Origin of the sequence: Methylobacterium iners (assembly GCF_022179305.1) — a bacterium.
GTDB classification, from domain to species: Bacteria; Pseudomonadota; Alphaproteobacteria; order Rhizobiales; family Beijerinckiaceae; genus Methylobacterium; species Methylobacterium iners.
Window position 1 is genome coordinate 1 of sequence record NZ_BPQP01000033.1, and the last position, 14645, is coordinate 14645.

The 14645-nt window shown below is 68.2% G+C and carries 12 protein-coding genes and 1 pseudogene; all 13 read left to right on the forward strand.

Translation table 11 applies throughout. The annotated features are described in order from the left end of the window. Positions 1 to 217: pseudogene (locus MFF55_RS11375) on the forward strand (NADH-quinone oxidoreductase subunit J); the annotation flags it as partial. Then, entirely contained in the window at positions 214 to 522 is a 309-nt protein-coding gene (gene nuoK, locus MFF55_RS11380; RefSeq protein ID WP_238244352.1) for an NADH-quinone oxidoreductase subunit NuoK, read from the forward strand. The pseudogene MFF55_RS11375 and the gene nuoK, both read left to right, overlap by 4 nt. Before the next feature lie 62 nt (positions 523 to 584). Beyond that, positions 585 to 2708 (forward strand): NADH-quinone oxidoreductase subunit L, encoded by a 2124-nt coding sequence (gene nuoL, locus MFF55_RS11385; RefSeq protein ID WP_238244208.1) that lies wholly within the window; start codon positions 585 to 587, stop codon positions 2706 to 2708. A gap of 32 nt (positions 2709 to 2740) precedes the next feature. Further along, positions 2741 to 4261: an NADH-quinone oxidoreductase subunit M gene (locus tag MFF55_RS11390; protein WP_238244209.1), complete on the forward strand. Its 1521-nt coding sequence runs from the start codon at positions 2741 to 2743 to the stop codon at positions 4259 to 4261. Between the two features lie 13 nt (positions 4262 to 4274). Next, positions 4275 to 5717 (forward strand): NADH-quinone oxidoreductase subunit NuoN, encoded by a 1443-nt coding sequence (gene nuoN, locus MFF55_RS11395; protein WP_238244210.1) that lies wholly within the window; start codon positions 4275 to 4277, stop codon positions 5715 to 5717. Between the two features lie 7 nt (positions 5718 to 5724). Further along, entirely contained in the window at positions 5725 to 6699 is a 975-nt protein-coding gene (locus tag MFF55_RS11400) for a biotin--[acetyl-CoA-carboxylase] ligase (RefSeq protein ID WP_238244211.1), read from the forward strand. A 12-nt stretch (positions 6700 to 6711) separates the two neighbouring features. Beyond that, complete coding sequence (locus MFF55_RS11405) at positions 6712 to 8385, forward strand: ribonuclease J (RefSeq protein ID WP_238244212.1); 1674 nt, start codon at positions 6712 to 6714, stop codon at positions 8383 to 8385. 210 nt (positions 8386 to 8595) lie between these two features. Continuing rightward, complete coding sequence (mce, locus tag MFF55_RS11410; RefSeq protein WP_238244213.1) at positions 8596 to 9000, forward strand: methylmalonyl-CoA epimerase; 405 nt, start codon at positions 8596 to 8598, stop codon at positions 8998 to 9000. A gap of 1 nt (position 9001) precedes the next feature. Next, positions 9002 to 9337, forward strand: a complete 336-nt coding sequence (locus MFF55_RS11415; protein ID WP_373874791.1) for a DUF1467 family protein — start codon at positions 9002 to 9004, stop codon at positions 9335 to 9337. A 126-nt stretch (positions 9338 to 9463) separates the two neighbouring features. Further along, entirely contained in the window at positions 9464 to 10795 is a 1332-nt protein-coding gene (locus MFF55_RS11420; RefSeq protein ID WP_238244214.1) for a sugar MFS transporter, read from the forward strand. A 412-nt stretch (positions 10796 to 11207) separates the two neighbouring features. After that, on the forward strand, positions 11208 to 12533 hold the full coding sequence (gene proS / locus MFF55_RS11425; RefSeq protein WP_238244215.1) for a proline--tRNA ligase: 1326 nt from the start codon (positions 11208 to 11210) through the stop codon (positions 12531 to 12533). Between the two features lie 7 nt (positions 12534 to 12540). Next, on the forward strand, positions 12541 to 13845 hold the full coding sequence (locus MFF55_RS11430; protein ID WP_238244216.1) for a lipoprotein-releasing ABC transporter permease subunit: 1305 nt from the start codon (positions 12541 to 12543) through the stop codon (positions 13843 to 13845). A 21-nt stretch (positions 13846 to 13866) separates the two neighbouring features. Then, positions 13867 to 14580, forward strand: a complete 714-nt coding sequence (locus MFF55_RS11435; RefSeq protein WP_238244217.1) for an ABC transporter ATP-binding protein — start codon at positions 13867 to 13869, stop codon at positions 14578 to 14580. The last annotated feature ends 65 nt before the right edge of the window (positions 14581 to 14645 follow it).

Consider the following 14645-nt stretch of genomic DNA (forward strand, 5'->3'; position numbering starts at 1 on the left):
CACGCGGCCGAGCGCCTGCGTGCTCTACACCGACTACGCCTTCTTCTTTCAGCTGGCCGGGCTGATCCTCCTCGTCGCGATGATCGGCGCCATCGTTCTCACCCTTCGCGACCGCCCGGGCGTCAAGCGCCAGAACATCTCGGTGCAGAACACGCGCACGCAAGGCATGGCGGTGGACACGATCAAGGTGCCTTCGCGCCAGGGCGTGGAGGTCTGATGATCGGCTTGAGCCACTACCTGACGGTCGCCGCGATCCTGTTCACGCTCGGCGTGCTCGGGATCTTCATCAACCGCAAGAACGTCATCGTCATCTTGATGTCGGTGGAGCTGATCCTGCTCGCCGTGAACATCAACCTCGTCGCGTTCTCGACGCATCTCAACGACATCACCGGCCAGGTCTTCGCGCTGTTCGTCCTCACGGTGGCGGCGGCGGAGGCCGCCATCGGGCTCGCCATCCTCGTCGTGTTCTTCCGCAATCGCGGCTCGATCGCGGTCGAGGACGTGAGCATGATGAAGGGCTGAGGCGCTTGCCGATTCTCGCATCGAGCGGGCGCTCGCGTCCCGCCAGGCCGGACTAGGACACGATGTACCACGCGATCGTCTTCTTCCCGCTGATCGGCGCGATCCTGGCGGGCCTGTTCGGCCGCCAGCTCGGCCCGCGCGTCTGCGAGTACATCACGACCGGGCTGCTCGCCTTCTCCGCGCTGCTCTCCTGGGGCGCCTTCCTCGACGTGCCGGGCTCGGAGCACGCCACGCGGGTGCAGGTCGCAACCTGGTTCACGGCGGGCGACCTCGTGGTCGACTGGGCCTTCCGCATCGACACGCTGACCGTCGTGATGCTCGTCGTCGTGACGACCGTCTCGACCCTCGTGCACCTCTACTCCATCGGCTACATGGAGGAGGACCCGCACCGGCCGCGCTTCTTCGCCTACCTGTCGCTCTTCACCTTCGCCATGCTGATGCTGGTGACGGCCGACAACCTCGTGCAGATGTTCTTCGGCTGGGAGGGTGTCGGCCTCGCCTCCTACCTGCTCATCGGCTTCTGGTACGAGAAGCCTTCCGCGAATGCCGCCGCGATGAAGGCCTTCATCGTCAACCGCGTCGGCGATTTCGGCTTCTCGCTCGGCATCTTCCTCGTCTTCGTGCTGTTCGGCTCCGTCGCCTTCGACGGAATCTTCCCGCGCGTGAACGAGGTCAAGGACGCGACCTTCCACTTCCTCGGCTACGACTGGAACGCCCTGACGCTCGCCTGCCTGCTCCTGTTCATGGGCGCGATGGGCAAGTCGGCGCAGTTCCTGCTGCACACCTGGCTGCCGGACGCGATGGAGGGCCCGACACCCGTCTCCGCGCTGATCCACGCCGCGACCATGGTGACGGCCGGCGTCTTCATGGTGGCCCGGCTGTCGCCGCTCTTCGAACTCGCCCCGAACGCGCTCATCGTCGTGACGATCGTCGGCGCCATCACCGCCTTCTTCGCGGCCACCGTCGGCCTCGTCCAGAACGACATTAAGCGGGTGATCGCCTACTCGACCTGCTCGCAGCTCGGCTACATGTTCGTCGCGCTCGGCGTCGGCGCCTACTCGGCCGGCGTGTTCCACCTCTTCACCCACGCCTTCTTTAAGGCGCTGCTGTTCCTCGGGGCCGGTTCGGTCATCCACGCGATGCACCATGAGCAGGACATGCGGAACATGGGGGCGCTGCGCCCCTACATTCCCTTCACGGCGGCGATGATGGCCGTCGGCACGCTCGCGCTGATCGGCTTCCCCTTCACCGCCGGCTTCTACTCGAAGGATGCGATCATCGAGGCGGCCTACATGTCGACGAGGCCCGGCCACACGCTGGCCTTCCTGGCGACTGTGATCGCCGCCTTCATGACCTCGTTCTATTCCTGGCGCCTGTTCTTCCTGACCTTCGAGGGGCCTGCCCGCTGGGGGCACCACGGCGCGCACGGCCACGACGATCATCACGCCGCTCCGGCCGTCGCGCATTCCGTCACCGCGCATCAGGCCGACGGGCTGCCTGGCCATCACGAGGGCGTCGCCCACGACGACAAGGGTCACGATGTCGAGCCAGCCTCGCACGCGGCGCACACCAAACACGAAGATTCGCACCACGACCACGCGCCGCACACGCCGCACGAGAGCCCGCTCGTGATGACGATCCCGCTGGCGATCCTGGCCGTCGGCGCGCTCTTCGCCGGCCTGATCTTCAAGGATCGCTTCATCGGCGACGGCATGGACAAGTTCTGGGGCCACGCGCTGGCGCACGGCCCCGACAACCACATCATGCACGACATCCACAACGCGCCGGGCTGGGTCGTCGCCTCGCCCTTCGTGATGCTGGTGCTCGGCTTCGTGCTGGCCTTCTGGATGTATATCCGCAGGCCCGAGCTGCCGGGCCGGCTCGCCGCGCAGCAGCCGATCCTGTACCGCTTCCTCCTCAACAAGTGGTACGTCGACGAGCTCTACGACCGCATCTTCGTCCGCCCGGCCAAGGATTTCGGCAAGTTCCTCTGGAAGGAGGGCGACGGCCGGATCATCGACGGCATGGGTCCCGACGGCATCGCCGCCCGCGTGGTCGACGTCACCCGCGGCGTCATCCGCTTCCAGACCGGCTACGTCTATCACTACGCCTTCGTGATGCTCGTCGGCGTCGCCGGGCTGATCTCCTGGTACATGGTCACCGGCCTGCCGAAGGTGGGGAACTGATGGCCGCCAGAACCCTTCGGAGCCCCCGCTAGATGTTCGGCCTCGGCATCCTCTCAGGCCTGCTGATCGTGCCGCTCTGCGGCGCGGCCTTCATCCTCACCCTGGGCGAGGAGACCGAGGCCGTGCGCCGCAACGCCCGCTGGGCCGCGCTCGCCACGACCGTCATCACCTTCCTGCTCTCGCTGGTGGCCTGGGGCCGCTTCGACGCGACGACGTCGAGCTTCCAGCTCGTCGAGAACCATGCCTGGCTGACGGAGACGATCCGCTTCAAGCTCGGGGTCGACGGCTTCTCGATGCCGCTGATCCTGCTCACCACCTTCCTGATGCCCTTCTGCATCGCGGCCTCGTGGAACTCCATCGAGACCCGGGTGAAGGAGTACTTCGTCGCCTTCCTGATCCTCGAGACGACGATGATCGGCGTGTTCTGCGCGCTCGACCTCGTCCTGTTCTACCTGTTCTTCGAGGCCGGCCTGATCCCGATGTTCCTCATCATCGGCATCTGGGGCGGCAAGCGGCGCATCTACGCGAGCTTCAAGTTCTTCCTCTACACCCTGCTCGGCTCGGTGCTGATGCTGCTCGCCATCATGGCGATGTACTGGCAGGCCGGCACCACCGACATCCCGACCCTTCTCACCACCCGCTTCCCCGTGGGAATGCAGACCTGGCTGTGGCTGGCTTTCTTCGCCTCCTTCGCGGTGAAGATGCCGATGTGGCCGGTCCATACCTGGCTGCCGGACGCCCACGTGGAGGCGCCGACCGCGGGCTCGGTGATCCTGGCCGGCATCCTCCTGAAGATGGGCGGCTACGGCTTCATCCGGATCTCGCTGCCGATGTTCCCGGACGCGTCGCTCTACTTCGCGCCGCTGGTCTTCGCCCTCTCGGTCATCGCGATCATCTTCACCTCCTTGATCGCGATGATGCAGACCGACATCAAGAAGTTGATCGCCTATTCCTCGGTCGCCCATATGGGCTTCGTGACGCTGGGGCTGTTCACCCTGAACGAGCAGGGCATCCAGGGCGCCCTGTTCCTGATGATCTCCCACGGCATCGTGTCCGGCGCGCTCTTCCTCTGCGTCGGGGTCGTCTACGATCGCATGCACACCCGAGAGATCGCGGCCTATGGCGGGCTCGTGAAGCGCATGCCGCTCTATGCGGCGGCGATGATGGTCTTCACCATGGCCAATGTCGGCCTGCCCGGCACCTCCGGCTTCGTCGGCGAGTTCCTGGCGATGATGGGTGCCTTCAAGGCGAATCCGACGGTCGCCTTCTTCTCGGTCTTCGGCATCATCCTCTCGGCCGGCTACGCGCTCTGGCTCTTCGCCCGCGTGATCTACGGCAAGCTCGAGAAGCCGAACCTCCAGGGCATCCTCGACCTCGACCTTCGCGAAAAGATCATCATCGCGCCCCTCGTCGCGCTGACGATCTATTACGGGGTCCACCCGGCCCCGATCCTCGACACCTTCGCTCCGTCGACGGAAGCCCTCATGCAGAGCATGAAGGCCGCGCTCTCGACCACGCAGACCGCCGCGGCCCTGCCGCCGGTCGCGCGCTGAAAGCCCCGCACCCATGAACGCCGCCCAGGTCGTCCTGCCCGCCCTCTGGCCCGCCCTGCCCGAGATCATCCTCGCGGTCGGCGTGATGGTCCTGATCCTCTACGGATCGTTCAAGGGCGAGCGCTCGGTGGAGGGCGTCAATGTCGGCGCCCTCATCCTGCTGATCCTGGCGCTCTTCACCGTCGTCTCGCAGACGGGGCTGAAGGTGACGACGCTGAACGGCGCCTTCATCGTGGACGGCTTCTCGCGGGTGATGAAGGCGCTCGTGCTGATCGGCTCGGCCGCCGCCATCCTGCTGTCGCGCGACTATTTCCAGCGCGAGCGGATCGACCGGTTCGAGTTCCCGATCCTCATCGTGCTCTCCACCATCGGCATGATGGTGATGGTCTCGGCCAACGACCTGATCGCGCTCTATCTCGGCCTCGAGCTCCTGAGCCTGTCGAGCTACGTCATCGCGGCCTTCCACCGCGACAACCTCCGGTCGACGGAAGCCGGGCTCAAGTACTTCGTGCTCGGCGCGCTCTCGTCGGGCATGCTGCTCTACGGCGCCTCGCTCATCTACGGCTTCACGGGCACGGTGTCCTTCCCGGGCATCCTCTCGGCGCTCAACGCCGGCGCGGGCTTCGGGATCGTGCTCGGTATCGTGTTCGTGGCGGCCGGCGTCGCCTTCAAGATGTCGGCGGTGCCCTTCCACATGTGGACGCCCGACGTCTACGAGGGCTCGCCGACGCCGGTCACCGCCTTCTTCGCCGCCGCGCCGAAGATCGCCGCGGTCGCCATGACGGTGCGCGTCTTCATGGGCGCCCTGCCCGACGTGACCGCGATCTGGCAGCAGATCTTCGTCTTCGTCGCCATCGCCTCGATGACGCTCGGCTCCTTCGCGGCGATCGGCCAGCGCTCGATCAAGCGGCTGATGGCCTACTCGTCCATCGGCAATGTCGGCTACGCCCTGATCGGTCTTGCGGCGGCCTCGGAGGAAGGCATCCGCGGCGTCGTCATCTACATGATCATCTATCTGGCGATGACGCTCGGTGCCTTCGCGGTCATCCTCGCGATGCGCCGCGGCGGCGAGATGTTCGAGACGGTGGACGACCTCTCCGGGCTGTCGCGCACCCATCCGGTCATGGCCTTCTGCCTCGCCGCGATGATGTTCTCGCTGGCCGGCATCCCGCCGCTCGCCGGGTTCTTCGCGAAGTTCTACGTCTTCGCCGCCGCCATCAAGGCGGGCCTCGTGACGCTCGCCGTGATCGGCGTCGTGACCAGCGTGATCGGGGCCTATTACTACCTGCGCATCGTCAAGGTGATGTATTTCGACGAGCCGGTCGCGCCCTACGAGCGGATGGCGCCGGGCCTGCGCATCGTGCTCGCCCTGTCGAGCGTGGTCGTGATCCTGTTCTGGCTGCTGCCGGCCCCGCTCGTGGGCGCGGCCGGCGCGGCCGCCCGCTCGCTGTTCTAGCGGCCGGATGGCATATCGGCTCGGCGCCGCATCGCTCGCGGCGGGTCACCGCCTGGCGGTTTTCGAGAGCCTCGGCTCGACCAACACGGAAGCGCTGGAGCGGGCGCACGCCGGCGAGGCGGGTCCCGTCTGGATCGTGACGCGCCGTCAGGAGGCGGGGCGCGGGCGGCGCGGAAACGCCTGGGCTTCGCCGCCCGGGAATCTCGCCGCGAGCCTGCTCCTATCGGTGGACGAGGTCGATCCGACACAGATCGCTACGCTGGGCTTCGTGGCGGGCGTGGCCCTCGTGGATGCCATCCATCAAGCGGTGGCGGTGGACATCCCCCTCTCCCCGCTCGCGGGGAGAGGGCTGCCTGCACCTTGTCGTGCAGGCAGCGAGCGGAGCGAGGGTGAGGGGGCGTCGCCGGAAGTGGCTCCTCCGGAAACACCCCCTCACCTCCGGCTGCCGCCTCGCCGCGCCGACGACGAGGTCGTCGCGGCCCTCTCCCCGCCTGGCGGGGAGAGGGGATGCGCGCAGCCCTCGCTCAAATGGCCGAACGACGTCCTGATCGACGGCGCCAAGCTCGCCGGCATCCTCCTGGAGGCCGAGAACATCGCGGAAGGGCGGCGCTGCGTCGTGATCGGCATCGGCGTCAACGTCGCGGCGGTGCCGGAGGGATTGCCTTATCCGGCAACCTGCCTCAGGCAGAGCGGGCACGGTGCCTCCGCCGAGTCTGTGTTCGAACTCCTCTCGGACCGGCTGGCGGAGACGATCACGCTCTGGGACCGGGGCCGCGGCTTCGCGGCGATCCGCGCGCTCTGGCTGGCGCGGGCCGCGGGGCTCGGGGCGCCGCTGTCGGTGCGGACCGGCCGCGAGAGCGTGCAAGGGATTTTCGAGACGATCGACGAGGCCGGGCGCCTCGTGGTCCGATCGGACGACGGAATGCGACGGACCGTGACGGCGGGCGAGGTGCACTTTGGGACGGCCGCGACGGCGGCTTGAGGTTGGATTCTGATGACGACAGGGCAAGACGAGCTCGTCTTCGTGCCGCTCGGCGGCGTGGGCGAGATCGGCATGAACGCGGCGCTCTACGGCTTCGGGCCGGAAAAGCGCCGCAAGTGGATCATGGTCGATTGCGGCATGGGCTTCGCCGGGGAGGAAGGCTTCCCCGGCATCGACCTGATGTTCCCCGACCTGAGCTTCATCGAGGAGCGTCGGGACGATCTCCTCGCGATCTTCATCACCCACGCGCACGAGGACCATATCGGCGCGATCAGCGAGCTCTGGGGCAAGCTCAAGGCGCCCGTCTACGCCACGCGCTTCGCCAAGAACCTGCTGGAGGCCCGTAAGCTCAGCGAGCCCGGCGCGCCGAAGGTGGTGCTGCGCGAGATCGTGGCCGGCCGCCGCGTGAGCGTCGGGCCGTTCGAGATCGAGTACGTGCCGGTCTCGCACTCCATTCCGGAATCGAACGCCGTCGCCATCCGCACGGCCCACGGCCTCGTCCTGCATACGGGCGACTGGAAGCTCGACCCGACCCCGATCCTCGGCGACGTCACCTCGGAGGCGGCGTTCCGGGCGCTCGGCGACGAGGGCATCCTCGCGATGATCGGCGACTCGACGAACGTCGTGCGCGAGGGGCGCTCTCCGAGCGAGGCGGAGGTCGCCGCCACCCTGAAGGAGCTGATCGCGGACGCGCCGCACCGGGTCGCGGTCACCACCTTCGCCTCGAACGTCGCCCGGATGCGGGCGGTGGCGCTCGCGGCGGAGGCCTGCGGCCGCGAGGTCGTGGCCGTCGGCCGCGCCATGGACCGGGTGATCGCCGTGGCGCGCGAATGCGGCTTCCTCGACGGGTTGCGCGAGTTCCGGCCCTCCAGCGCCTACGGCTACCTGCCGCGCGACAAGGTCGTGGCGCTGCTGACGGGCTCGCAGGGCGAGGATCGGGCGGCGCTGGCCCGGGTCTCGCGCGACGATCATCCGGACATCACCCTGTCGGCGGGCGACCGCGTGATCTTCTCCTCGCGCGCCATCCCCGGCAACGAGCGGGCGGTGGGCGCCATCATCAACGACCTGATCAATGCCGGCATCGAGGTCGTGACCGACCGGACGAAGCTCGTCCACGTCTCGGGCCATCCCCGCCGCGACGAGATGGCGGAGATGTATGCCTGGACCCGGCCTGGGACCGCGATTCCCGTTCACGGCGAGGCGCTGCACCTCGACGAGCACGCGCGCTTCGCCCGCGCCCACGGCGTCGAGAACGTGGTGAAGGCCCGCAACGGCAGCGTGGTGCGGCTGGCGCCGGGCACGCCGGAGATCGTGGACCACGTCAAGGCGGGTCGCCTCTTCAAGGACGGCAACGTCCTCATCGACGCCAAGGACCGCGCGATCCCGGAGCGGCGCAAGCTCGCCCAGGCGGGCCTCGTCTCGGTCGCCATCGCCATCGACGTGCAGGGCGAAGTCCTGGGCGAGCCGGCCATCGACATCATCGGGTTGCCCAATCGCGGCCGGACCGGCGCCTCGATGCTCGACGTCGTGGTCGACACCGTCTCGCGGACGCTGGCCAATCTCTCGAAGGCCAAGCGCAAGGACGCCGAGGCGGTGGAGAACGCCGTCGACCGGGCCATCCGCTCGGCCGTCAACGAATCCTGGGGCAAGAAGCCCGCCTGCCACGTGCAGGTGGTGGAGGTGTAGTACGCCTTCCCTCCCCCTTGTGGGGAGGGATCGAGGGTGGGGGTGGCTGGGTGACCCCGGGCTCAGGCAAGCGGAACCACCCCCACCTCCAACTCCTCCCCACACCTAAGTCGGGCCTGCCCGACTTGGGCACCTGGGGTGCGGATATCGGGCAGGCCCGATATCCTTGGGGGAGAAGAGGCGCTGGTTCACAGAACGGAGGAGCAACACATGATCGGGCGCATCAACCACGTGGCCATCGCGGTGCGCGACCTCGACGCCGCCATCGCGATCTATCGCGACACCCTCGGCGCCAAGGTCACCGAGCCGCTGCCCCAGCCCGAGCACGGCGTCACCGTGGTCTTCGTCGAGCTGCCCAACAGCAAGGTCGAGCTGATGTCGCCGCTGGGCGAGGGCTCGCCGATCGAGGCCTTCGTCGAGCGCAATCCGCAGGGCGGCGTGCACCACGTCTGCTACGAGGTCGATGACATCCTCGCCGCCCGCGACAGGCTGAAGGCACAGGGTGCGCGGGTGCTCGGCACCGGCGAGCCGAAGATCGGCGCCCACGGCAAGCCGGTGCTGTTCCTGCACCCGAAGGACTTCCTCGGCACCCTCGTCGAGCTGGAACAGGTCTGAGGTGGGGAGCGTCCTCCAAGTCCTCGCGGCCTCGACGCTGCGCACGCTCGGCGTCGTGGTGCTGTTCACCGCCGCGATCGTCGCCGTGGCCGTGAACGTGTTCAAGCTCACGATCTTCGGGGCCGTGGCGCTGTACTTCGTGCTGTGGTGGACGCTGCTCTTCGCGATCCTGCCCCTGCGCAACCAGGCGGAGACCGATCCCGCCCGGCTCGTGCCGGGCCAGGACCCCGGCGCGCCGGCCGTACCGCGGCTTCGCGAGAAGGCGATCTGGACGACGCTGTTCGCCGGCGCCGCCTTCCTGATCGCGATCGCGGCCTTCCCGCTGGCCGGCCTGTAGCCGCATCCGATCCCACGCCGTCGTGTTCGGCCGGCAATTGACAGGAGCCGCCGCGGCTTCGACAGTTTCGCTCAACGGTTGCACCCCCTCGCGCGGGAGAATGCGACCGCGCTGAGGGAGAGTGTCATGGCCACGGTACAGGGCGCCGCGGGCACGCAGGCCGACGAACACGCCGTCGAGGGCCCCGGCCGCCGCTACCTCCTACCCTGCATGCTGGCGCTGTTCTTCATCTGGGGCTTCGCTACCGTCCTCGTCGACATCGTCACGCCCAAGCTCAAGAGCTTGTTCGACCTCAGCTACACCGAGGCGACGCTCACGCAGTTCTGCTTCTTCTTCGCCTATGCGGTGATCTCGGCGCCGGCCGGCGCGCTCGTCGGGCGGATCGGCTACATGCGCGGCCTCGTGGTCGGGCTGCTCGTCATGGCCTGCGGCTGCCTCACCTTCGCGCCCGCCGCGCGGATGGGCTTGTTCCCGGTCTTCCTGCTGGCGCTGTTCGTGATGGCCTCGGGCATCGCGATCCTGCAGGTCGCGGCCAATCCCCTGGTGACCAAGCTCGGCCCCGCCTCGCAGGCTCCGAGCCGCCTGACGCTCGCGCAGACCTTCAACGCACTCGGCACGACGGTCGGCCCGGCGGTGGGCGCCTGGGCCATCCTCTCGCACGTCTCCGAGATCAAGGACCCAACCTCGATGGCGCCGGAGGCGCTGGCCGCCGCGCGGCAGGCCGAGGGCGCGGTGCTGCAATGGCCGTTCCTGATCATCGCGGCGGGCCTCGGCGTGCTCGCGCTCTTCTTCTGGTCCGTGCGATCCTGGGTGAAGGAGGCGGCTCGCGAGGAGACGCGGACCGAGTCCCGCGGCCTCGGGCTCGACCTGCTGAGGCAGCCCAAGCTGGCGCTGGGGGCGCTGGCGATCTTCCTCTATGTCGGTGCGGAGGTCGCGATCGGCACGCTGATGGTCAGCTACCTGGAGCAGCCGCGCGTGCTGGGCCCCAGCCCCGCATATGCCGGCCATCTCCTCAGCCTGTACTGGGGCGGCGCCTTGGTGGGCCGCATCATCGGCAGCTTCGTGCTGCGCTACGCACGCGCCGGCCTCGTGCTCGGCGCCTGTGCCGTGACCGCCGGTCTGCTCGCGACGGTCTCCGGGCTGTCGAGCGGCATGCTGGCCGCCGTCACGCTCATCGCGGTGGGTCTCGCCAATTCGACTATGTTCCCGACGATCTTCGCCATGGCGATCGACGGGCTCGGCACGCGCGCGGCGCAGGGCGCCGGGATCGTCTGCATGGCGATCGTCGGCGGCGCCGTCGTGCCGGTGGTGACGGGCTTCCTCGCCGACCATGTCGGGCTCGGCCTCGCCTTGGCGGCTCCGGTGGTGTGCTACCTCAGCATCGCCGCCTATGCCTTCGCCCATCTGCGTCAGGCGCGGGCGAGCGATCCCGCGTCTCTCGAAGCCTTGGCGGCGTGATCTCGGTGGTCGGCGACGGCCCAAATAAAAAAGCAAGGCACGAAGCCTTGCTTTCCAAGATTGTTGCTCGTGACAGCCTAGGTTCTCTCACGCCTTGCTGGCGCGGCGGCTGAATGTTCCTCCCGAGACTCGGACCGCGCGCAGCCTCTGGACGGCCGCGCGACCATCACGGCGCCGCTTATAGGAAGAGGAATTCCCATTGTCACCTCCCGGGAGGTCGTTCCTTGCGTTTTTCTGCCTGAAGCGCGTCGAACTGTCCCGGCGCGGACGTTCCGCTGCGTTGCGCGGGTGAGATGCTGCAAACGGCGGGTGTAGCGTCCACGCGCTTGTGTTTTCGCGGGGCAATGTGTTGTGTGCCCCGGGCGCGCCGCGCCGGGTCCTGGAGCAGGACCCCTGCCCTCCAAGGTTCCTCATGCGTCTGTCCCGCTACTTCCTGCCGACCCTGCGCGAGACGCCCAAGGAAGCCGAGATCGTCTCGCATCGCCTGATGCTGCGAGCCGGCCTCGTGCGGCAGGAATCGGCCGGCATCTACGCCTGGCTGCCGCTGGGCCTGCGCGTGCTCAACAAGGTCTGCGCCGTCATCCGTCGCGAGCAGGATCGCGCCGGAGCGATCGAGCTCCTGATGCCGACGATCCAGTCCGCCGAGCTCTGGCGGGAATCCGGTCGCTACGAGGCTTATGGGAAAGAGATGCTGCGCATCTCGGATCGCCATGAACGCGAGATGCTCTACGGCCCCACTGCCGAGGAGGTCGTCACCGAGATCTTCCGGGCCAGCGTGCGCTCCTACAAGGACCTGCCGAAGAACCTCTACCAGATCTCCTGGAAGTTCCGCGACGAGGTCCGGCCGCGCTTCGGCACCATGCGCTCGCGCGAGTTCCTGATGAAGGACGCCTATTCCTTCGACCTCGACCAGGCCGGCGCGCGCCACGCCTACAACCGGATGTTCGTGGCCTATCTGCGCACCTTCGCGGGGCTCGGCCTCAAGGCGATCCCGATGCGGGCCGACACGGGTCCGATCGGCGGCGATCTCAGCCACGAGTTCATCATCCTGGCCCAGACCGGCGAGAGCGAGGTATTCTGCGATCGCTCCTACCTCGATTTCGAGATCCCGCCGGTCACGACCGATTTCGAGGACGTCGCCGGGCTGCAGGGCACCGTGGACCGCTGGACCTCCCTCTACGCGGCCACTAGCGAGATGCACGAGGCGGACGCCTTCGCGGAGGTGCCCGTCGACCGGCAGATGGCCGCCCGCGGCATCGAGGTCGGGCACATCTTCTACTTCGGCACCAAGTACTCCGAGCCGATGGGCGCGCGGGTGACGGGACCGGACGGCGTGGAGCGGCCCGTCCATATGGGCTCCTACGGCATCGGCCCGAGCCGGCTCGTCGCGGCCATCATCGAGGCCTCGCACGACGAGGCCGGCATCATCTGGCCGGATGCGGTCGCGCCCTTCGACGTGGCGCTGATCAACCTCAAGGTCGGCGACGCCGCCACCGACGCCGCCTGCGCCGAGATCCAGGCGACGCTCGAGGCAGGCGGCCTCGAAGTGCTCTACGACGACCGCGACGAGCGGCCGGGCGCCAAGTTCGCCACCGCCGACCTGATCGGCCTGCCCTGGCAGGTCATCGTCGGTCCGCGCGGCCTCGCGGAAGGCAAGGTCGAGGTGAAGCGCCGTGCCGGCGGCGAGCGCGAGAACGTCGATCCCATCGACCTTCTCGCCCGCCTGAAGCGCGTCTGAGGCGGGCATGGCGGGTATCGCGACGGCCGCGGACAAGGCGAAGGACCTGAAATCCCGGTTCCTGCGCGCCGGCACGCCGCCCTTCGCGGGCTTCGAGTGGATCCTGGCAGGGCGCTACCTGCGGGCGCGGCGCCGCGGCGGCGGCGTCTCGGTGGTCGCCTTCTTCTCGGTGCTCGGGATCGCGCTCGGCGTCGCGACGCTGATCATCGTCCTTTCGGTGATGAACGGGTTCCGGTCCGAGCTCCTGTCGAAGATCATCGGCATCAACGGCCACGTCTTCGTCACGCCGATCGACAAGCTCTTCACGGATTACGAGGACCTCTCCGAGCGCCTCGCGAAGGTTGCCGGCGTCCGCGCGGCGATCCCGCTGGTCGAGGGTCAGGCCTTCGCCTCCTCGCCCTATGGCGGCAGCGGCGTGCTGGTGCGCGGCGTCCGGGCCATGGATATCGAGAAGATCGGCGCCATCGCCAAGAACATCCGTGCCGGCACGCTGGAGGGGTTCGACGACGGCACCGGCGTCGCGGTCGGCCGCCGGCTGGCGGAAGCCCTCGGCCTCCAGGCTGGCGACAACATCACCCTCTCGACGCCCAAGGGCGCGACCACGCCCTTCGGCACGGCGCCCCGGACCAAGGCCTACACGATCAAGGCGATCTTCGAGATCGGCATGACCGAGTTCGACGCCACCTTCGTCTTCATGCCGCTTGCCGAGTCCCAGGCCTATTTCAACCGCGACGGCGACGTGAGCCTCATCGAGATCTACCTCGACAAGGCCGACGGGGTCGCCGAGTTGCGGCCCGATCTGGAGATGGCCGCCGAGCGTCCGGTGCTGCTCACCGACTGGCGCCAGCGCAACCGGACCTTCTTCGGGGCGCTCGAGGTCGAGCGCAACGTCATGTTCCTGATCCTCAGCCTGATCGTGGTGGTGGCGACCCTCAACATCGTCTCGGGCCTGATCCTGCTCGTGCGCGACAAGTCGAGCGACATCGCGATCCTGCGCACCATGGGCGCCACGCCGGGCACGGTGATGCGGGTCTTCCTGATCAACGGCGCGCTGATCGGCTTCGTCGGCACGCTCGCCGGGCTGTTGCTCGGCATCGTCATCACGCTCAACATCAAGGGCATCCAGCGGGTGCTGTTTCCCTCGGCCTGGGACCCGACCGTGCGCTTCCTCGCCGAGATCCCGGCGGAGATGAACACGGGCGAGATCACCGTCGTCGTGCTGACCTCCTTCGCCCTGTCGCTCATCGCGACGCTCTATCCCTCCTGGCGCGCCGCCCGGCTCGATCCGGTGCAGGCCCTGCGCTACGGCTGAGCGGACGGAAGGTTCAGTTCCATGAGCACGACAGCCGAGGCGGCCGGCACGCAGCCGGTCCCGGCCCTATTCTTCTCGAAGGTCGAGCGCCGCTATCCGCAAGGATCGGGCGCGCTGGAGATCCTGCGCGGCGCCGAGCTGGCGATCTGGCCTGGCGAGCTCGTTGCCCTCGTCGCGCCCTCGGGCGCGGGCAAGTCCACGCTCCTCCACCTCGCCGGATTGCTTGAGCGGCCGGACGGCGGCGAGGTCTATATCGGCGGCACGCCGACCGCGACGATGGCCGATTCCGAGCGCACCCGCCTGCGCCGCGAGGAGATGGGCTTCGTCTACCAGTTCCATCACCTGTTGCCGGAGTTCTCGGCGCTCGAGAACGTGGTGATGCCCCAGCTCATCCGCGGCCTCGGAGCCAAGGAGGCGAAGTCCCGCGCGACCGAGCTCCTGAGCTTCCTCGGCCTCAAGGATCGGCTGATCCACCGGCCGGCCGAGCTCTCAGGCGGCGAGCAGCAGCGGGTCGCCATCGCGCGTGCCGTCGCCAACGGCCCGCGCCTGCTGCTGGCCGACGAGCCCACCGGCAACCTTGACCCGCACACGGCCGGCCACGTCTTCGGCATCCTGCTCTCGCTGGTGCGCGCCTCCGGCCTCGCGGCGCTCGTCGCCACCCACAACATGGAGCTGGCGGGCCGGATGGATCGCCGGGTGACGATCCGGGACGGGTTGATCGAGCAGCTGGCGTGAGGTGCGCTTGAAGGACGCTCACCCGACAAGGCTCGCAAGCCTGACGGGATCGTTAACCACCGTTG